14 protein-coding genes, 2 tRNA genes and 2 rRNA genes are annotated in these 19431 nt (G+C 63.2%); 2 read left to right on the top strand and 16 right to left on the bottom strand.

The genetic code is table 11. The annotated features are described in order from the left end of the window. Window positions 1-116: 116 nt before the first annotated feature. The 5 genes from OU994_RS13935 to OU994_RS13915 all read right to left on the bottom strand — a co-directional run bounded on the left by OU994_RS13935 (window position 117) and on the right by OU994_RS13915 (window position 6188). A 23S ribosomal RNA gene (locus OU994_RS13935) occupies window positions 117-2990 on the bottom strand. A 222-nt stretch (window positions 2991-3212) separates the two neighbouring features. After that, window positions 3213-3288 (bottom strand) — tRNA-Ala (locus OU994_RS13930). 24 nt (window positions 3289-3312) lie between these two features. Beyond that, window positions 3313-3389: transfer RNA gene (locus OU994_RS13925), tRNA-Ile, on the bottom strand. Window positions 3390-3486: 97 nt separating this feature from the next. Next, window positions 3487-5017 (bottom strand): 16S ribosomal RNA (locus tag OU994_RS13920). Together the 16S and 23S rRNA genes with 2 tRNA genes alongside form the textbook arrangement of a ribosomal RNA operon. A gap of 451 nt (window positions 5018-5468) precedes the next feature. Beyond that, the gene (locus tag OU994_RS13915) at window positions 5469-6188 is read right to left on the bottom strand and encodes a DNA-binding protein (protein ID WP_281611241.1); all 720 of its coding nucleotides are present in this window, start codon (window positions 6186-6188) and stop codon (window positions 5469-5471) included. 220 nt (window positions 6189-6408) lie between these two features. Between OU994_RS13915 and OU994_RS13910 the strand changes: the two genes are divergently transcribed. Then, window positions 6409-7287 (top strand): PEPxxWA-CTERM sorting domain-containing protein, encoded by an 879-nt coding sequence (locus tag OU994_RS13910; protein ID WP_281611240.1) that lies wholly within the window; start codon window positions 6409-6411, stop codon window positions 7285-7287. Window positions 7288-7298: 11 nt separating this feature from the next. Here OU994_RS13910 and OU994_RS13905 read toward each other — a convergent pair whose 3' ends face one another. The 11 genes from OU994_RS13905 to OU994_RS13855 all read right to left on the bottom strand — a co-directional run bounded on the left by OU994_RS13905 (window position 7299) and on the right by OU994_RS13855 (window position 18190). Next, the gene (locus tag OU994_RS13905) at window positions 7299-7877 is read right to left on the bottom strand and encodes a DUF2325 domain-containing protein (protein WP_131146377.1); all 579 of its coding nucleotides are present in this window, start codon (window positions 7875-7877) and stop codon (window positions 7299-7301) included. A gap of 178 nt (window positions 7878-8055) precedes the next feature. Continuing rightward, the gene (locus OU994_RS13900) at window positions 8056-8385 is read right to left on the bottom strand and encodes a DUF3325 domain-containing protein (RefSeq protein WP_281611239.1); all 330 of its coding nucleotides are present in this window, start codon (window positions 8383-8385) and stop codon (window positions 8056-8058) included. Then, window positions 8378-10003, bottom strand: coding sequence for a PepSY domain-containing protein (locus tag OU994_RS13895; protein WP_281611238.1), 1626 nt, complete (start codon window positions 10001-10003; stop codon window positions 8378-8380). The genes OU994_RS13900 and OU994_RS13895 overlap by 8 nt, the downstream gene beginning before the upstream one ends. A gap of 2 nt (window positions 10004-10005) precedes the next feature. Continuing rightward, window positions 10006-10299, bottom strand: a complete 294-nt coding sequence (locus OU994_RS13890; RefSeq protein WP_281611237.1) for a hypothetical protein — start codon at window positions 10297-10299, stop codon at window positions 10006-10008. Beyond that, the gene (locus tag OU994_RS13885; protein WP_281611236.1) at window positions 10283-12397 is read right to left on the bottom strand and encodes a TonB-dependent receptor; all 2115 of its coding nucleotides are present in this window, start codon (window positions 12395-12397) and stop codon (window positions 10283-10285) included. The genes OU994_RS13890 and OU994_RS13885 overlap by 17 nt, the downstream gene beginning before the upstream one ends. A gap of 115 nt (window positions 12398-12512) precedes the next feature. After that, window positions 12513-13277, bottom strand: a complete 765-nt coding sequence (locus tag OU994_RS13880; RefSeq protein WP_281611235.1) for an SDR family NAD(P)-dependent oxidoreductase — start codon at window positions 13275-13277, stop codon at window positions 12513-12515. After that, window positions 13270-14577 (bottom strand): L-fucose:H+ symporter permease, encoded by a 1308-nt coding sequence (gene fucP, locus OU994_RS13875; protein ID WP_281611234.1) that lies wholly within the window; start codon window positions 14575-14577, stop codon window positions 13270-13272. Before fucP ends, OU994_RS13880 begins: the two co-directional genes overlap by 8 nt. An 84-nt stretch (window positions 14578-14661) precedes the next feature. Further along, window positions 14662-15537 (bottom strand): fumarylacetoacetate hydrolase family protein, encoded by an 876-nt coding sequence (locus OU994_RS13870; protein WP_281611233.1) that lies wholly within the window; start codon window positions 15535-15537, stop codon window positions 14662-14664. A 57-nt stretch (window positions 15538-15594) separates the two neighbouring features. Further along, a complete protein-coding gene (locus tag OU994_RS13865; protein ID WP_281611232.1) occupies window positions 15595-16617 on the bottom strand; it encodes an aldo/keto reductase in 1023 nt (340 codons plus the stop codon). After that, window positions 16617-17840, bottom strand: coding sequence for a UxaA family hydrolase (locus OU994_RS13860; protein WP_281611231.1), 1224 nt, complete (start codon window positions 17838-17840; stop codon window positions 16617-16619). The genes OU994_RS13865 and OU994_RS13860 overlap by 1 nt, the downstream gene beginning before the upstream one ends. A 2-nt stretch (window positions 17841-17842) precedes the next feature. Beyond that, window positions 17843-18190, bottom strand: coding sequence for a UxaA family hydrolase (locus OU994_RS13855; RefSeq protein ID WP_281611230.1), 348 nt, complete (start codon window positions 18188-18190; stop codon window positions 17843-17845). A 231-nt stretch (window positions 18191-18421) separates the two neighbouring features. On the opposite strand from OU994_RS13855, the gene OU994_RS13850 reads away from it, so the two are divergent. Then, complete coding sequence (locus OU994_RS13850) at window positions 18422-19429, top strand: pectinesterase family protein (protein WP_281611229.1); 1008 nt, start codon at window positions 18422-18424, stop codon at window positions 19427-19429. The last annotated feature ends 2 nt before the right edge of the window (window positions 19430-19431 follow it).

Raw genomic sequence — 19431 nt, 5'->3', positions numbered from 1 at the left:
GTGCCGTCCCCTATGGGGCAACGTCACTGCTCAATCCGGAAGAAGTAAAGCGAGGGTAACTCTCATCACAGAGTAAATGCGAGGAATCATCATTGATTCATAACCGTCAAGGTTATAGGGACAAGCCGTACGGGCAATTAGTATCAGTTAGCTTAATGCATTACTGCACTTCCACACCTGACCTATCAACGTCCTGGTCTCGAACGACCCTTCAAGGAGCTCAAGGCTCCGGGAAATCTCATCTCAAGGCAAGTTTCCCGCTTAGATGCTTTCAGCGGTTATCTCTTCCGAACTTAGCTACCCGGCAATGCCACTGGCGTGACAACCGGTACACCAGAGGTTCGTCCACTCCGGTCCTCTCGTACTAGGAGCAGCCCCCTTCAAATTTCCAACGCCCACGGCAGATAGGGACCAAACTGTCTCACGACGTTTTAAACCCAGCTCACGTACCACTTTAAATGGCGAACAGCCATACCCTTGGGACCGGCTACAGCCCCAGGATGTGATGAGCCGACATCGAGGTGCCAAACTCCCCCGTCGATATGAACTCTTGGGAGGAATCAGCCTGTTATCCCCAGAGTACCTTTTATCCGTTGAGCGATGGCCCTTCCATACAGAACCACCGGATCACTATGTCCTACTTTCGTACCTGCTCGACTTGTCGGTCTCGCAGTTAAGCACGCTTATGCCATTGCACTATTAGCACGATGTCCGACCGTACCTAGCGTACCTTCGAACTCCTCCGTTACACTTTAGGAGGAGACCGCCCCAGTCAAACTGCCTACCATGCACTGTCCCCGATCCGGATAACGGACCAAGGTTAGAACCTCAAACAAACCAGGGTGGTATTTCAAGGTTGGCTCCACGAGAACTGGCGTCCCCGCTTCAAAGCCTCCCACCTATCCTACACAGATTGGTTCAAAGTCCAATGCAAAGCTACAGTAAAGGTTCATGGGGTCTTTCCGTCTAGCCGCGGGTAGATTGCATCATCACAAACACTTCAACTTCGCTGAGTCTCGGGAGGAGACAGTGTGGCCATCGTTACGCCATTCGTGCAGGTCGGAACTTACCCGACAAGGAATTTCGCTACCTTAGGACCGTTATAGTTACGGCCGCCGTTTACTGGGACTTCAATCAAGAGCTTGCACCCCATCATTTAATCTTCCAGCACCGGGCAGGCGTCACACCCTATACGTCCACTTTCGTGTTTGCAGAGTGCTGTGTTTTTATTAAACAGTCGCAGCCACCATTTTATTGCAACCCTGTCACCCTTCTGCAGTAAAGCAGTCAAGCTACTGGGGCGTACCTTTTCCCGAAGTTACGGTACCAATTTGCCGAGTTCCTTCTCCCGAGTTCTCTCAAGCGCCTTAGAATACTCATCTCGCCCACCTGTGTCGGTTTGCGGTACGGTCTCGTATGACTGAAGCTTAGAGGCTTTTCTTGGAACCACTTCCGATTGCTTCGCACCACGTGGGCGCTCGTCCCAGTCCCTTGAATTACGTGCCCGGATTTGCCTAAGCACCTTCTATGAACCAGAAACTGACTATTCCAACAGTCAGACAACCTTCCGCGATCCGTCCCCCCATCGCATCATACGACGGTGCAGGAATATTAACCTGCTTCCCATCAGCTACGCATCTCTGCCTCGCCTTAGGGGCCGACTCACCCTGCTCCGATGAACGTTGAACAGGAAACCTTGGGCTTACGGCGTGCGGGCTTTTCACCCGCATTATCGCTACTCATGTCAGCATTCGCACTTCTGATACCTCCAGCATCCTTTACAAGACACCTTCGCAGGCTTACAGAACGCTCTCCTACCATATCCTTGCGGATATCCGCAGCTTCGGTGACTGGCTTAGCCCCGTTACATCTTCCGCGCAGGACGACTCGATCAGTGAGCTATTACGCTTTCTTTAAATGATGGCTGCTTCTAAGCCAACATCCTGACTGTTTTAGCCTTCCCACTTCGTTTTCCACTTAGCCAATCTTTGGGACCTTAGCTGGCGGTCTGGGTTGTTTCCCTCTTGACACCGGACGTTAGCACCCGATGTCTGTCTCCCAAGCTCGCACTCATCGGTATTCGGAGTTTGCAATGGTTTGGTAAGTCGCGATGACCCCCTAGCCATAACAGTGCTCTACCCCCGATGGTGATACTTGAGGCACTACCTAAATAGTTTTCGGAGAGAACCAGCTATTTCCAAGTTTGTTTAGCCTTTCACCCCTATCCACAGCTCATCCCCTAATTTTTCAACATTAGTGGGTTCGGTCCTCCAGTGCGTGTTACCGCACCTTCAACCTGGCCATGGATAGATCACTTGGTTTCGGGTCTACACCCAGCAACTAGCGCCCTGTTCGGACTCGATTTCTCTGCGGCTCCCCTATTCGGTTAACCTCGCTACTGAATGTAAGTCGCTGACCCATTATACAAAAGGTACGCCGTCACGGAACAAGTCCGCTCCGACTGTTTGTATGCACACGGTTTCAGGATCTATTTCACTCCCCTCCCGGGGTTCTTTTCGCCTTTCCCTCACGGTACTGGTTCACTATCGGTCGATTACGAGTATTTAGCCTTGGAGGATGGTCCCCCCATATTCAGACAGGATTTCTCGTGTCCCGCCCTACTTGTCGCATACTTAGTACCACCGGTCTGATTTCGCGTACGGGGCTATCACCCACTATGGCGCCTATTTCCAGAGGCTTCCACTACCAGTCCGACTATCATATGCAGGCTCTTCCCATTTCGCTCGCCACTACTTTGGGAATCTCGGTTGATTTCTTTTCCTGCAGCTACTTAGATGTTTCAGTTCGCCGCGTTCGCTTCACACACCTATGTATTCAGTGAGTGATGACCTATAAGGCCGGGTTTCCCCATTCGGAAATCTTCGGATCAATGCTCGTTTGTCAACTCCCCGAAGCTTATCGCAGACTTCTACGTCCTTCATCGCCTGTAATCGCCAAGGCATCCACCATGTGCACTTATTCACTTGTCCCTATAACCTTGACGGCTATAGCTTCAAGCATTTACTACTGTGTTTGATGAGTTTTTGTATGCGTTCCTTTCGGAACACTACCCTAAGTGTATTCATTGCTGAATACGCTTAATAAAACTTTACTTCTTCCAGATTGTTAAAGAACGAAACAGCAGTAGTCTCTAAAAGACTAAACATAAAAGTGAACTCGTCACGCTTATGTTTAATATCTCGAGTAATGCGTGGTGGAGGATGACGGGATCGAACCGACGACCCCCTGCTTGCAAAGCAGGTGCTCTCCCAGCTGAGCTAATCCCCCAGGGAATTACATGCGCTTGATACTTGGTGGGTCTGGTTGGGCTCGAACCAACGACCCCCGCGTTATCAACACGGTGCTCTAACCAGCTGAGCTACAGACCCGCATTCATACTAGCGGTGCTACTGTTTCTTCTTCATTCGACAGTCGATAAGTGTGAGCGTTTGATGCACGATCATTTCTGATCAGTGCCGACTCTAGAAAGGAGGTGATCCAGCCGCACCTTCCGATACGGCTACCTTGTTACGACTTCACCCCAGTCACGAATCCTACCGTGGTAAGCGCCCTCCTTGCGGTTAAGCTACCTACTTCTGGTAAAACCCGCTCCCATGGTGTGACGGGCGGTGTGTACAAGACCCGGGAACGTATTCACCGCGACATGCTGATCCGCGATTACTAGCGATTCCAACTTCATGCAGTCGAGTTGCAGACTACAATCCGGACTACGATACACTTTCTGGGATTAGCTCCCCCTCGCGGGTTGGCGGCCCTCTGTATGTACCATTGTATGACGTGTGAAGCCCTACCCATAAGGGCCATGAGGACTTGACGTCATCCCCACCTTCCTCCGGTTTGTCACCGGCAGTCTCATTAGAGTGCCCTTTCGTAGCAACTAATGACAAGGGTTGCGCTCGTTGCGGGACTTAACCCAACATCTCACGACACGAGCTGACGACAGCCATGCAGCACCTGTGTTCAGGTTCCCTTTCGGGCACCCTCAGATCTCTCCAAGGTTCCTGACATGTCAAGGGTAGGTAAGGTTTTTCGCGTTGCATCGAATTAATCCACATCATCCACCGCTTGTGCGGGTCCCCGTCAATTCCTTTGAGTTTTAATCTTGCGACCGTACTCCCCAGGCGGTCTACTTCACGCGTTAGCTGCGTTACTAAGTCAATTAAGACCCAACAACTAGTAGACATCGTTTAGGGCGTGGACTACCAGGGTATCTAATCCTGTTTGCTCCCCACGCTTTCGTGCATGAGCGTCAGTCTTGACCCAGGGGGCTGCCTTCGCCATCGGTGTTCCTCCACATCTCTACGCATTTCACTGCTACACGTGGAATTCTACCCCCCTCTGCCAAACTCTAGCCTTGCAGTCTCCATCGCCATTCCCAGGTTAAGCCCGGGGATTTCACGACAGACTTACAAAACCGCCTGCGCACGCTTTACGCCCAGTAATTCCGATTAACGCTTGCACCCTACGTATTACCGCGGCTGCTGGCACGTAGTTAGCCGGTGCTTATTCTTCAGGTACCGTCATGAGGCACGGATATTAGCCGTACCCTTTTCTTCCCTGACAAAAGAGCTTTACAACCCGAAGGCCTTCTTCACTCACGCGGCATTGCTGGATCAGGGTTGCCCCCATTGTCCAAAATTCCCCACTGCTGCCTCCCGTAGGAGTCTGGACCGTGTCTCAGTTCCAGTGTGGCTGGTCGTCCTCTCAGACCAGCTACTGATCGTCGCCTTGGTGAGCCTTTACCTCACCAACTAGCTAATCAGATATCGGCCGCTCCAGGAGCACAAGGCCTTGCGGTCCCCTGCTTTCATCCTTGGATCGTATGCGGTATTAGCGTAACTTTCGCTACGTTATCCCCCACTCTTGGGCACGTTCCGATATATTACTCACCCGTTCGCCACTCGCCACCAGGCCGAAGCCCGTGCTGCCGTTCGACTTGCATGTGTAAAGCATGCCGCCAGCGTTCAATCTGAGCCAGGATCAAACTCTTCAGTTTAATCTCTGTTTACCGACCAATTGGTCGGAGTCTTGAATTCCTCCCACTGGGAGAAATTCACTCACTCAAATAACTGACGAACTATCGTTAGATAGTCACGTTTATTACTTGTGTAAGCGTTTGATGCTATATATTTTGAGCTGTCTGAACCGAAGTTCAGGGCACATCACATCAAACGCCCACACTTATCGACTGTTGATTGTTAAAGAATTCTGCCCAAGTATTTCAACTTCGGGCTTGCTGCGGATTCGTGAACTTTCGTTCCATCCGGCGACAAATCGTTGTGTTTGTCAGCAGCAGAGAGATGAGATTATGCGGTGTTTCGTGCAGCTCGTCAACCTCTCTTTTTATCCCACATCAACTTGCCGTCGTCACTTTCGTGTAGGCACGTTGCTGCGAGGGACAGAACTATAGCAAACTGCCTGCCCCTCCGCAAGCCCCTCCCGGCAAATTACGCCCGGCGGGTCCGCAAGCCATCCACCTCGGCGCGCAGGGCCGTGCGGTCCGCGTTCAGCGATTCCAGCTGCGCGCGCAAGGCCTTCAGCTCGGAGGCGTAGTTGTCGCGCGCCGTCACGGCACCGACGAGTTCCATCTCCGCGGTCAGCCGGGCATCCGAATCCGACGCGGCGGACGCAACGCTGCGCTCCAGCTGCGCACGCAGGTCCGCCAGCTGGCGGTCCTTGCCATCGATCGCCAGCTGATCCTTGGCCTTGCCGACCAGCGCATTGGTGGCCACTTCGCGGGCATCGCGCAATTCGATCGTCAGCCGCTCGATCTGCTCGGCACGCTCGGCCGCCAGCGCATTCGCCGTGGACAGCTGCGACAGCAGATCGTCGCGCTCGGCCTCGAGCATTTCGCCCGAGCGGGCCAGCGCTTCCAGGTCGCTCTCGGCCTGCGCGAGCCGGTCGCGGTTGCCGGCACCGGACTGCTCGGCGAACTGCCGGGCCCAATCGGCGAGCGCGGCGACCAGGGGTTCGGGAATCTCCGCCTTGGGAGGCTCCGGTGGCGGCGCGTTGTCGGCACGCCAGGCGGCAAGATGCTTGTGGATGACCGATGGCGAACCGCTGCCGAGGGCGTCGCGAACCGCCTCGACCGTCACTGGATTGCCATCGTTGTGCAGGGCGCCCGCGGCCGCTGCAACCTCTTCGAATGTGGGGGTCTGGTCCTGCATGTCGTATCCGTTGTGTGAAGCGGGGAGCTTACTACAGATACTTTTTCCCTGGCACGACCTTGCGTGGGACCAGGACCATGGGTTGCTTGCATGGCGATAGCGTTGCGGCGCCCATGTTTTTTTGTCATGTGCATATTCGCGTGCATATAAGGAGTGACGGCGGCGCTGCTAGAATCGGCCTCTGCTGTAACCACACCTCAACATTCATGGGAAACCAATCATGCGGATTCCACTTCTTGCCATGGCACTGTCGAGCTGCCTCGTTGCCGGCGCCGCCCATGCCGTACTGACGCAAACAAGCTTTGCCGCAGACAGCTTCACTTTCACTGCCAACTGCGCTTATGACGCCTCGGGCACCGCATGCGGTGACCGGAGCGACTTCCATGAAGGCACCCGGGCGCACTGGTCGACCGGCGCCAGCGCCTCGATCGAGGATGCCCGCGGTTCGGCATGGACGCGGGCCGAAGCCGATACGGGCTCCTATCTACCCGTGCTGAAAGCCTATGCGTCGAGCAATCCCGCCTACGAGAGCGCGGGACCGTACGGCGGCACGTCCACGGTCGACGGCACGATCTGGGGAGTGCAAGGCTACCGCTACACGGGGTCGACACCGTTCAACCTGACGCTGACCGCCACGCTCGATTCGCAATTCTCGGGTGGTGCCGGCGGCGGAACGCAAAACCACTCGATGATGGCCATCAGCCTGTTCGACACGGCGAACTATGTCTTCGACTACGACCAGGCGGCAGCGACCTTCAGCGGCTGCCCGATGATCGCCACGGTACCCAGATGGGGTTGCGCGACGCTGCCCGATATCCTCGCCCGCGACCAGCAGTTCCTGTATGACACGGGCACGCTGACCGTGTCGCTCTCGACCATCCTCATGCCCGGCCAGAGCTTTTATGTGGGCGCGATGCTCGATGCGAACGTGTGCTGCGGCGGCACCGTCGATTCGTCGCACACGCTGCGAATGCAGTTCAACGATGCGACCCTGCTGGAAAGCTTCCCGGTGACCGTGGTACCGGAACCGCACACTTGGGCGATGATGCTGGGCGGTCTGGCGCTACTGGGCGCTTCGTTGCGGCGGCAGCGGCGCTGATCCATCGCGCATCAACCCTGCTGCGACGCCACCAGCGCGGCGCCCTCCCCCTCGCCGCTGCGCTGGATGCGCACGATGTGCAGCGCGTCGGCATTCTCGACCAGCACGCAGGCCTTGCCGGTGCGCTTGCAATGGTCCTGCACGCGCCAGTAGGCGCCGTGGCTCATGCACCCGGTCTGGCAGATCACCAGGTCGGCGGCGGCCAGGTCTTCTTCGAGGCCGGCCAGGTCGTCGGCGTGCGAGGCCAGTACGGGCGCGAATGCCTGCCGTACGTCGCGCTGCTGCAGTTCGTCCGACAGCTCGCGCACGCGCGCCTGCAGCGCTTCGACGTGCCGGGCCAGCGCCGCGCGCTTCGGCAAGCCTGGGATGGCGTGTTCCAGCGCGGCCTGGTCATCCTTCGCCCATGCCAGCGCGGTGTCCCGCTTGACCAGTTCGGCGCGGAGCCGCATCGCCTGCGCATCGAGCCGGGCGATTTCCAGCGCCTGCGCCCGGATCAATTCCGAGCAGCGCGCCTGTACCTCGCCATGGGTCCGCAACAATGCGGCGTGTTCCTGTAGCAGCTGGTCGAAGTTGTCGGCGGTTGCATGCATCTGTGATCCTTTTCTGAAGCCTGGCTCGAACGCCAAATACCATATTAAATGCGAATAATTCTCATTACAACAATAGGCATTATGGGAGCAAGGCTTTAAAGGACCCTTAACGGACCGGCAACCGGGCCGCTTACGGCTCAACTGCACAGCACATGCAGCGCGCCAGGCGGCAACCTGTCTAGGCAAACAGGGTCGCCGCCAAAATCGCCAGCGGCGCCAGCCAGCGCGGCCGCCACGCCAGCACGAACGCCACGGCGCCCCCGCCGGCGGACACCAGCAGCGCCCACAGCAGCGTGCCGAAGCCGGCGCCATGTGCGGCAACGCAAGGAGCCAGCGCGCCGGCCAGGAGGAGCGAGGCGGCCACGCGCAGCCTGCGCAACGCGCGCGGGCCGAGATACGGCGGCAGCTTGCCCGTCGCGTGCCAGTGCTCGCGCTGCGACAGGGCCAGCACGGCGCAGCCCAGGGCGCACATGGCGAAGGCTGCGAGAGTCGCCAGCAGTTCAGGCACTGGTCCCCTCCCCGGCCCGCGCACCGCTGGTATCACGGGTACCGTTGGTGCCCGTCGCGCCGTCGCTGCCACCAGTACTCTTGCTGCGATCCGTGCCGCTGCCCCGGCCGGCACCGATGCGGCGCGCCGCATGCCATGCGGCGCCGGCAAACGCGAGCAGCGCGAGGTCGACACCGGCCACCGCGTACCGGCCGTTCGCCAGCGTATGCAACAGGTGCTCGCCCGTCGTCAGCCAGTTCAGCAGCATGGCCACCAGCGCCAGCGCCGCGATGCCCAGCAACTGTTCGCGCCAGGCGGCCGTGCGCCGCAGCCAGGCATGCAGGAAGGCGATCGACCAGGTAGCGTAGAACGCGGCACGTTCCAGCGCGGCGCGGTCCCACTCCGGCAAACCGGCATCCGCCGGCAGCAGCCGGTTCGCGACCAGGTAAGCCAGCGTGGCCAGCACGAGACCCGTCATCCCGCCGACCGCCAGCATCTCCACCAGCCGCACGCCGCCCAGGCCATGGCGCGCATGCCGCTTGCGGCGTGACTCCAGCCAGAACAGGAAGCCGGTGGCGACCAGCACGCATCCTCCCAGCCCGCCGGCGAAGTACAGCGCGCGCAGCATGCCGTGGTCGAAGCGGGCGAAATGCACGCCGGAGAGCACGCGCTGCGCCGTCATCACCGGGCCGGCTTCGAAGCGGCGCACCAGGCGGCCGGTGGCGGCGTCGAAGTACAGCTGGTCCAGGTTCATCGTCACCTCGCGCGCATACGAGCGGCGGAACTCGATCACACCGACCGCATCGCCCGGCTGCCAGGCGCGCACGAAGTATGGCTGTTCGCCACCCCACAGACGTTCGGCCTCGCGCCGCATCGCGTCCAGCGAAGCCAGCGTGCCCGGCTCGCCGGTCTTCCTGCCGGCATGCCGCCCGTAGGCCTCGGCCATGAACGCGGACTTGGCCTTCGGCTTGGCGCCATAGGTGGCCACGTGTGCCTGGGGGAAGAACACCGTGATGAAGATCGCCAGCCCGGACAGGGCGAGCATGAAGTGGAACGGCAGCAGCAGTACGCCGGAGAGGTTGTGCAGGTCCAGCGCGCTGCGCGGCAGCCCCTTGCGCGGGCGGAACGTGAACAGCTGCGCAACCAGCCTGGCGTGGATGACGACACCCGAGACCAGCAGCACCAGCATCGCCATGCCGGCCAGGCCTACCAGCCACTTGCCGGTGTCGGCCCATGCCAGGTGCAGGCTGTAATGCAGCGGCACCAGGAAGCCGGAGGCGCCGTCCGTGCCCGGCTGCGGCAACAGCCGGTAGCGCACGGGGTCGAACAGCCGGGTATGCTCCTCGCCATCGGGCAGCCGGTAGCTGAACACCGCCACCGGCGTACGGGCGGTCGGCAGGTCGATGCGCCATTGCGTGGCGCCGGCCGGCACCAGGGGCAGCACCAGCCGGGCCGCGCGGTCCAGCGACAAGGGTGCCGGCCCCGCGGCAAGGCGCGTTTGCGGCATCATCCACTGGTCGATCTCGCCGCGGAACAGGATCAGCGTGCCGGTCCAGAGCACGGCGAACAGCACCGCGCCGAGCAGCATGCCGGCCCAGGTATGCAGCGGCGCCATCGACTTGCGGAACGTCGTCTCCATGGTCAGCCGAGGGTGATGCGCAACAGTGCGAACGTCGCGGCAGCGGCACCGGATACCAGCCACCAGGTGCTCACCCGCCGCAGCGAAAAGCCCCACAGCAGCAGGCCAAGGTAGAGCGGAAAGCCCAGCATCGCCATCAGCACCACCGCCTCGGACCGCGCCATGCCGGCCCTGGCCAGCAGCGCCGCGCCCAGCGTCACGGCCAGGGCAGTGCAGGCGTAGCCGCCGCCAACGATGGCGGCGGCCCGCAGCGCAATGCGCGCCACGGCAAGCGGGCCGTCAGAAACGGAGCGCATACCCCAGGCTCACCGTCCGGCCCCGGCCGGCGAAATAGCGCTTCGGCTCGACCAGCGCGCTTTGCGAGAAGTACGTGATGTACATCCGGTCGAAGACGTTGGCCACGGCGAAGCGCAACTCGCCCTTCGGCAGCTTCCAGTTCGCGCTGGCGTCGAGCAGCGTGTAGCCGTTGAACTTCATGGCCGGATCGTCGAAGCTCGCGCTGAACGCGTGCTGCGCCTGCACGAACGACGACAGCCGGCCGTTCCAGTCGGCCGTCCAGCTGGCGATCACGCGGTCCGGCGCCACGTTCAGGCCATCGAGCCTGGCGTCGAGCGTGCCGTCGGCGTTGCTGTCGTAGCGGCCGTTGGTGCGCGCATAGGCGATCCGCGCCCGGTGCGCCTTGTCGAAACGGTAGGCCGCGGCGGCGTCGAAGCCGTCGATGCGGGTCTTCTCGCGCGCCATCACGAACGCGCCGTTGACGGTGGCGACCCGGGCGCCCAGGTCCGAACGGGAGCGGAACCAGCTGGCGTCCAGGTCCCACGCGCCTTCGCGCACCCGCACGCCGGCTTCCGCGCTGCGGGTCAGGATCGGCTGCAGGTCGCGCATGCGCGCCACGCCGACACCCGGCGTATTGATCGAGCGGAGCACGCGGCCGATATCGGGCATGCCGAAGCCTTCCGAATAACTGGAAAACAGGCTGACCTGGCGTAGCGGCTTGAACACCAGGCCGGCGTTCCTCAGCGTTTCGTTGAAATCGAGCTTGCCGCCCTCGACGGCCACGCGGCGGAACGAGGCCAGCGTCGTATAGCTGTCGATGCGCACGTCGGAGCGCTCCCGGCGCACGCCCGCATGCAGCGCCAGCGCACCGGTAAGCTGCGCCTCGCCCTGCAGGAACAGCGACACGTTGCAAAATGTCGAGGGCGGCACGTAGGTGCGCCCGGTGCCGTACAGGTCCTGCTCGCCCTCGTCGTACAGCGTGTCGACACCGCCGGTCAGCTTCAGCCGTCCATCGAGCAGGCCGGCCTTCGTCAGCCCCACCTTGCTGCCGTATTTCGACGCCGTGATGCGCGACTGGTCGTACAGCGTGCCGGCCGGCGCGATCAGCGGATCCTGGAAGGTTGCCGAGTTGTCGGCACCGAACAGCCCTTCGAATTCCTGGTTGAACACCATCGCCGACAATTCCATGCCCGCAAGGTCGCCGTGCCGGTAGGTCAGCGCCGTGGTCCAGACATCGTTCCATGGCGGCGTGCCCGGCGGCTCTCCTTCCACCGAAAGCGTTGGAATGCCGCGCGCGCGGTCGCCCGCCACCGCCAGGTAGCCGGCCTTCGATTTCAGCCGGTAGCGGTTGACGGACAGCTGCAGGCGCTGGTCCGCATCGATGTCGTAGCCCAGCTTGGCCAGCACGTCGTAGGCGCGCGAATCCATCAGGTCGCCCTGGGTATTGTCGGTGCCGAGCGGCCGGCCCTGCCCGTCCAGGTGCAGGCCCTGGTCTTCGTAGCTGAGCGCGAACAGGTAGTCGAACGCTTCGCCGCGCCCTTCCAGCCGGTAGGCCACCTTGTAGTTTGTCGTGTCGGCGCCGATATCGGACGTCGGCAAGGTGGCCTGCACGTCGACGGACTGGCTCAGCGTGCCCCGGCCGGGCCGGCGCGTGACGATGTTGATGGTGCCGCCCGTGGCGCCCAGGCCATTGACGGCATTGGCGCCCTGGATCACCTCGATGCGCTCGACCAGCGCGTAGTCGATGGTGTGCGCTTCGCGCCCGGTCGGCCGTAGCGGGTTCGATTGCGGCACGCCGTCGACCAGGATCAGCGGCGTGCGCCCGCGCAGCGTTTCGGCACTGCCCGTCATCTTGCCGCGGCTGGGCGCGAACGATGGCAGCAGGCTGGCCAGCACGTCGGAGGAATTGCCGGAAATCGCCAGCTGCCGCGCGATGTCTTCCTTGCCGATGACGAGCACCGTTTGCGGCGCGTCGTCGGCGGTCAGGTGCGAGCGCGTGGCCGAGACGACAACGGTTTCGGTTTCGGATTCCGGTGCCGGCTGGGCGAAAGCGCCCTGTGCGGCGAGTGCCGCGAGCATCGCGGCGAAACGCCGGCGCGGCGGGAGGATTGACTGCATGCGGATCTTTCAGCGGTACGAGGCCAGGAAGGCGATTGTCGGCTGGCGCTGTTGCTGAAGGCTGGCTGGATCGGCGATCTTACCGCTGGCGATGCTTTTCAGTCAATCCCGGGCCTCAGGTATTGAGCGTGATGAACCCGCCATCGATCGGGTAATCGGTGCCCGTGATGAACGATGCTTCGTCGCTGCACAGGTACAGCGCCAGGGCCGCCACCTCGTCGGGCCGGGCCATGCGCCCGATCGGCTGCGTCTTAGACAGCTTCTCGAACATTTCCGCTTCCCGGCCCGGGTAGTTCTTCGCCAGGAAGCCATCGACGAACGGCGTGTGCACGCGGCCCGGCGAGATCGAGTTGCAGCGGATGCGGTCGGCCAGGTAATCCTTCGCCACCGACAGCGTCATCGCCATCACGGCGCCCTTGCCGGTCGAATAGGCGAAGCGGTCGGCCACGGCCACCCACGCGGCCACCGAGGCCATGTTGAGGATCACGCCGCCGCCGTTCTCGCGCAGCCGAGGGATGGCCGCGTGCAGGCAGTTGTAGACGCCCTTCACGTTCACGGCCATCACGCGGTCGAAGTCCGCCTCGGCGGTGGTGTCGGCCTTGCCGATATGGGCGATGCCGGCGTTGTTGACGAGGATGTCGAGCGGGCCGATGGCGGCGAAGGTGGCCAGCACGTCGGCCTGCGCGGCCACGTTGCAGGCGTGCGCGGTGGCCGAACCGCCATCGCGGCGGATCTCCTGCACCACCTCGCGGGCCGCGTCCTCGGCGACATCGAGCACGTGGACCGTTGCGCCCCGCGCCGCGAACAGCCTGGCGATGGCTTTGCCGATGCCGCTGCCGGCGCCCGTGATGACGGCTTTCTTGTCGTTCAGTTCAAACACGTTTCAACGCTCCGTTCGTAAGGGGAGGAACCGGCGCCGCGCTGCGTTCGTGGGCCAGCACCGTGCGGGCGAACCAGGCGACGACGAGGAAGCACACCAGCGGCACCGCATAGCCCAGCTGGATGCTGTGCGTGACGTCGCTGATGAAGCCGAATGCCAGCGGCAGCAGCGCGCCGCCGACGATGGCCATGATGATCAGGCTGCTGCCCATTTCCGTGCCGGCACCCGCATCCTTGATGCCGAGCGCGAAGATGGTGGGAAACATGATCGACATGAAGAACACGATGCCGATCACCGCCGCCACGCAGGCCATGCCGCTGGCGAACATCGTGACCACGCACAGCCCCGAGCAGATCAGCGCATACACCAGCAACAGCCGGGCCGGCGCCACGTATTTCATCGCGCACGTGCCGGCGAAGCGCCCGGCCACGAACGCCACGCCGCACCCCCAGCCCAGGTAATCGGCCGCGGCGATCTGCGACAGGCCGGCCGCGCTGGCGGCGAACAGGATGAAGAAGCTGAACACGCACACTTGCGCGCCCACGTAGAAGAACTGGGCGATGACGGCGCGCCGGATCGGCCCGTGCTGCCATGCCTGGCCGATGGCGCCGGCCACGCGCTCGTCCGGATCGGCCGCCTTGCGCTCCGGTTCCGGCAGCCGGATGAAGTAGAACACCACGGCGATGGCGAAGATCACCAAGCCCAGCACCAGGTAGGGTCCCTTGACGCTGGCCGCTTCGGCCGCCAGCGCGGCTTGCCGGGCGCCTTCCGTCATCGCCTGCAGCTGCTGGTCGGTCGCCCCCTCGACCAGGATCAGCCGCGCGCCGACGATCGGCGCCACCGCCGCGGCCAGGCCGTTGAACGATTGCGCCAGGTTCAGGCGCTGGGTGGACCGCTCGGGGCGGCCCAGCAGGGCGGCATAGGGATTGGCCGCCGTTTCCAGCAAGGTCAGGCCGCACGCGATGATGAACAGCGCCGCCAGGAAGACCACGTAGCGGTGCGTGTCGGCCGCCGGCAGGAACAGCAGCGAGCCGATGCCGAACAGCACCAGGCCGGCGATGATCGTGCACCGGTAGCCGGCCCGGCGGATCAGCAGGCCGGCCGGCAGCGCCATCACGAAGTAGGCGATGTAGACGGCCGAATCGACCAGCGCGGCCTGCAGCACCGTCAGGCTGAACGAACGCCGCAGGTGCGGGATCAGGATCGGATCGAGGTTATGCACGAAGCCCCACAGGAAGAACAGCGTGGTCAGCATCATGAAGGCGAACTTGTAGGAACGCCGGGCGGCCGGTACGGTCATGTCTAACGTCTCCAGTGGGGGCCGCGTACATTGCGCGGCCCTGTTCGGGTCAGAACAACTACCTTCAATCGGAAAGGAGCGCGCTCACGCGTCGATCAGTTCCTCGTTCCACGCATGCACGGTCTGCTGCTGCTCGCCCAGGCCGCTGATCCCCAGGCGCATCACGTCGCCGGGCTTCAGGTACACGGGATCGGGTTTCTGGCCCAGGCCCACGCCGGGCGGCGTGCCGGTGCTGATGATGTCGCCCGGATGCAGGGTCATGAAGCGGCTGATGTAGCTGACCAGCTGGGCCACCGTGAACACCATCGTGCGGGTGCTGCCCTGCTGGTAGCGCTTGCCGTTCACTTCCAGCCACAGGTCGAGATTTTGCGGGTCCGGCACTTCGTCGGCGGTGACCAGCCACGGGCCGACGGGGCCGAAAGTATCGCAGCCCTTGCCCTTGTCCCACTGGCCGCCCCGCTCCAGCTGGTATTCGCGTTCGGACAAGTCATTCACCACGCAATAGCCGGCCACGTAGTCGAGCGCCTCGCTTTCTTCCACGTAGCGCGCGCGGGTGCCGATGACGACGCCCAGTTCCACTTCCCAGTCGCTCTTGGCCGAATCGCGCGGCAGCACCACCGCGTCGTTGGCGCCGACGATCGCGCTGGTGGCCTTCATGAACAGCACCGGTTCGCTGGGCACCGCCATGCCCGATTCGGCCGCATGGTCGGAGTAGTTCAGGCCCACGCAAATGAGCTTGCCCGTATCGGCGACGATCGGCGCCAGGCGCGCCGGCGCACCGGCTGTCGCCACGGCGGGCAGCGTGCGCCAGTCGAGCGCTTTCAGGCGAGCCAGCGTTTCCTTGCCCAGGTGGGCCGACGTCAGGTCGGCGATGTGGCCAGACAGGTCGCGGATCCGGCCTTCCGGATCGAGCAGGCCGGGTTTCTCGTCGCCCTTCGGGCCGTGGCGCAGCAATTTCATGGGTTTCCTTTGCAGATTACTCGGGTGGTCGTTGAACAGGAGAATTCATATGAAGGGTCAGGCAGGCAGCGGCACGGGCGCGCGCGGGTCGATCAAGCCTTCGCGGGCCAGCGTGGCCCACAGCCCGGCTGGAATCGCCTGCGCGAACCAGGCGGCGTTCTGGCGCAGCTGCGCCGGGCTTTGCGCGCCGGGAATGCACGAGACCACGGCCGGATGGGCCATCGGGAATTGCAGCGCGGCGGCCTGCACCGGCACGCCGGCCTCGCGGCAGACGGCACCGATCGCCTCGACCCGGGCCAGGATGCCGGCCGGCGCGTCCTCGTAATTGAATTTTCGGTTGCCGGCCAGGATGCCGGAATTGAACGGTCCGCCGATCACGATCCCCACGCCCCGCTCCACGCAGCGGTCCAGCAGCGGTGCCAGCGACGCCTGTTCGAGCAGCGTATAGCGGCCCGCCAGCAGCGCGCAGTCCAGGTCGCACACCGCCATCGCATCGGCCACGGCTTCCCATTCGTTGACGCCGAGGCCGAACGCGTGGATGGCGCCCTCGTCGCGCAGCTTCACCAGCGCGCGGAAACCGCCGCCGTTCGTCAGCTGGTCCCAGTGGAAGCCATGCCGGGCGCCGTGCGTGACCCGGCCGATGTCGTGCACGTACAGGATGTCCACGCGGTCCAGGCCCAGGCGCTGCAGGCTGTGTTCGTGCGAGCGCAGGATGCCGTCGTAGGTATAGTCGAAACGGGGCCGGAACGGCAGCGGCGCGGCCCAGCCGCAGTCGCCGGGCCGCACCGAGCGGTCGGGGTCCATCAGCCGCCCGACCTTGGTGCTGATCACGTAGTCGCCGCGGGGCCGCCCCCGCAACGCCGCGCCCAGGCGATGTTCGGACAGCGTGAAACCGTAATACGGGGCCGTATCGAAATAGCGGATGCCCAGCTCCCAGGCGGTATCGACGATCGCCTGCGCGGCGGCGTCGTCGATCGCCTCGTACAGGCCGCCCAGCTGGGCGCAGCCGAGGCCCATGCAAGTCGCCGGGATGGCACCGCCCGAAGCGCGCCCGATGCCGCGCGTAGCATGAATATGCATCAGGCGGCCTTCAGCGGATAGCAGCCCGGCCCGGAAGGCTCGAACTGTTTATAGGTGAGGATGAATTCCTGGTGGCCCAGTGCCTCGGAACAGGTCTCCTCGCCGTTCGCCACCCGCGCCACCAGCTCGACGATCTCGCCGCCCACCTGCTGCAGCGAGGCCTGGCCGGCCAGGATGCGGCCGGCGTTGACATCCATGTCTTCGGCCAGCCGTTCATAGGTGGCGGGATTGGCGCACACCTTGATGACGGGGGCGATGGCCGAGCCGACCACCGAACCGCGGCCGGTGGTGAACAAGGTGATGTGCGCGCCGCACGACAGCAATTCCACGATCTCGGCATTATCCGAGATATTCGGGAAGCCAAAGCGCACTTCGCCGTCCGGCACCACGTCGAGCAGGTACAGGCCGCCCGTTGCCGGCTGGTCGCCCGGCTTCAGGATGCCGGCGATCGGCGACGCGCCGCTTTTCGCGTAGGCGCCGAGCGACTTCTCTTCCTGCGTCGTCAGGCCGCCGTCGGCGTTGCCGGGGGCGAAGCTGCCGTGGCCCAGCACCGTGTAGTAGCGCGCCGCCTTGTCCACGCAGCGCACGATCGCGTCGCCCAGTTCGGGCGTGGCGGCGCGCCGCTTCATGTGGAATTCGCAGCCCACCAGCTCACCCGTCTCCTCGAAGATGCAGGTGGCGCCGGCGCCCACCAGCTGGTCGAACGCCACGCCGACGGCGGGGTTGGCGGTGATGCCGCTGGTGCTGTCGGAGCCGCCGCAGATCGTGGCGACCACCAGTTCATCCATCCGCATCGGCACGCGCGGCTGCGCGGCCAGCGCTTCGAGCGCCCAGCGCACCCATTCCACGCCGTCGGCCACGCTGGTGCGCGTGCCGCGGTTTTCCTGGATCGTGATGGTGTGCACCGGCCGGCCGCTGGCCGCCACGGTTTCCTCCAGGCCGCGGCGGTTGAAGCTTTCGCAGCCCAGCGCCACGATCAGCGCGGCACCCACGTTCGGATGCGTGGCCAGGCGCTTCATCATGCGGTCGGCGTAGTCGTTCGGATAGCAGCCGGGGAAGCCGATCAGGTGCACCGGCTGGCCGTGGAAGGCATTCACCACCAGCCGCGCCACGTGGTGCGCGCATTCGACCGTGTAGATCACGGCCACGACGTTGCGGATGCCCTTGCGGCCATCGTCGCGCAGGTAGCCGGCCAGCGCCGGCGGCGAAACGGGATCGTTCATGATCAGTGGGTACTCCCGATGAAGGACTTGCTGTCGTCGGCCAGGGTATAGGTCGGAATGTTGTCGCTGGCGAGGTTGTGCGTGTGCAGGATCGCGCCCTGCGCGACCGGTGCCGTGACGGTGCCGATCAGCGCGCCGTAGCGCAGCACCTTGGCGCCCGGGGCCAGCGCCACGCGCGCCACCTTGTAGCCCAGCGGGACGGCTTCCGGCAGGGTGACGGGGATACCGTCGATGTCGACCACGTCGCCGGCGGCCAGCTGCATGCGGGCGATCAGGCAATTGTCCTCGGCGGACATCAGCAACAGCTGGGAAAACTGGGGGGGCGCCACCGGCGCCGGATCCTGGACCATCGCGGCCATCTCCATCAACACGGACACCATCCAATGTATTAAATATATTCAATACCGTCAACGGCTTTTTTGCGGATGGTTACAGCGCTCATCGACGTGATTGTTTGCGTAACCATTTTTACGACACTGTCGTGATCGTTGAGAAAAAACGTTTTACCAGAAACGCATTTTCATACGGCCTTATTGGTACGATTCCTTGAAACCAATTATGAAAAATACCACGGAGGAGACATGACCAGACCCATCCCGCACGCCCTCGCCTGCGCCATCCTGGCAATGCTGTGCGGCGCCACCGGTGCCCTCGCGAAGGACCGCACCATCGTCGTGGCGCCCGACGGCAGCGGCGATGTCCGCACGGTGCAGGAAGCCTTCGCGGCCGTGCCGGACAACAGCCCGGAACGCACCGTGATCCTGGTGAAACCGGGCGTGTACGATGGCCAGAAGATCCTGCGCAAGGAAAAGAAAAACGTTACCCTGCAAGGCGAGGCAGCGGCTACCACCATCCTGACCTGGCACGCCAACACGAACGAGGAGCAGCCACCTGGCACCGACTCGCGGCACAAGGGCACGGCCCTGGTCGTGCTGGCCGACGACTTCCGCGCCGACAGGCTGACCTTCCGGAACACCTCCGGCGACCATGGCCAGGCGCTGGCGCTGCGCATCGATGGCGACCGCGCCGTCGTCACGAACAGCCGCCTGATGGGCTGGCAGGACACGGTCATGCTGAACAACGGGCGGCACTACTTCCGCGACACCCATATCGAGGGCCGCGTGGATTTCATCTACGGCAGCGCCACGGCGGTCTTCGACCGGTGCGAGATCAAGAGCAGGAACGGCGGCTACGTGACGGCCGCCAGCACGCCGGCGGAGCGGCCGCACGGCTTCGTCTTCCTTGACAGCACACTGACCAGCGATCCGGCGCCGTGGGTGGACCCGGCCGGCAAGATCGACGCCAGGGCCCCTACCCCGCTGGCCTTCCTGGGCCGGCCGTGGCGCCCGCACGGCGCCGTGGCCTTCATCAATACCACGATGGGCGCCCACATCCGGCCCGAGGGCTGGCACAACTGGGGCAAGCCCGACAACGAGAAAACCGCGCGCTACGTGGAGTACAACAGCCGCGGCGACGGCGCCAACCCGGGCAAGCGGGTCGCCTGGTCGCGGCAGCTGAGCGAGACCGAAGCGCGCCAGTACACGGTGGCGAACATCCTCGGCGGCAGCGACGGGTGGCGGCCCCTGTAGTG

Source organism: Pseudoduganella sp. SL102 (assembly GCF_027856995.1).
Classification (GTDB): domain Bacteria; phylum Pseudomonadota; class Gammaproteobacteria; order Burkholderiales; family Burkholderiaceae_D; genus Rugamonas; species Rugamonas albidiflava.
This window is presented reverse-complemented; position numbering and strand designations above follow the sequence as displayed.

Bases quoted from the DNA above. Each gene is read 5' to 3' on its own strand.
- fucP (WP_281611234.1), bottom strand. From the start codon at position 14,577: ATGACCGTACCGGCCGCCCGGCGTTCCTACAAGTTCGCCTTCATGATG.
- OU994_RS13885 (WP_281611236.1), bottom strand. From the start codon at position 12,397: ATGCAGTCAATCCTCCCGCCGCGCCGGCGTTTCGCCGCGATGCTCGCG.
- OU994_RS13850 (WP_281611229.1), top strand. From the start codon at position 18,422: ATGACCAGACCCATCCCGCACGCCCTCGCCTGCGCCATCCTGGCAATG.
- OU994_RS13895 (WP_281611238.1), bottom strand. From the start codon at position 10,003: ATGGAGACGACGTTCCGCAAGTCGATGGCGCCGCTGCATACCTGGGCC.
- OU994_RS13865 (WP_281611232.1), bottom strand. From the start codon at position 16,617: ATGCATATTCATGCTACGCGCGGCATCGGGCGCGCTTCGGGCGGTGCC.
- OU994_RS13860 (WP_281611231.1), bottom strand. From the start codon at position 17,840: ATGAACGATCCCGTTTCGCCGCCGGCGCTGGCCGGCTACCTGCGCGAC.
- OU994_RS13905 (WP_131146377.1), bottom strand. From the start codon at position 7,877: ATGCATGCAACCGCCGACAACTTCGACCAGCTGCTACAGGAACACGCC.
- OU994_RS13870 (WP_281611233.1), bottom strand. From the start codon at position 15,537: ATGAAATTGCTGCGCCACGGCCCGAAGGGCGACGAGAAACCCGGCCTG.
- OU994_RS13915 (WP_281611241.1), bottom strand. From the start codon at position 6,188: ATGCAGGACCAGACCCCCACATTCGAAGAGGTTGCAGCGGCCGCGGGC.
- OU994_RS13910 (WP_281611240.1), top strand. From the start codon at position 6,409: ATGCGGATTCCACTTCTTGCCATGGCACTGTCGAGCTGCCTCGTTGCC.
- OU994_RS13890 (WP_281611237.1), bottom strand. From the start codon at position 10,299: ATGCGCTCCGTTTCTGACGGCCCGCTTGCCGTGGCGCGCATTGCGCTG.
- OU994_RS13855 (WP_281611230.1), bottom strand. From the start codon at position 18,190: ATGGTCCAGGATCCGGCGCCGGTGGCGCCCCCCCAGTTTTCCCAGCTG.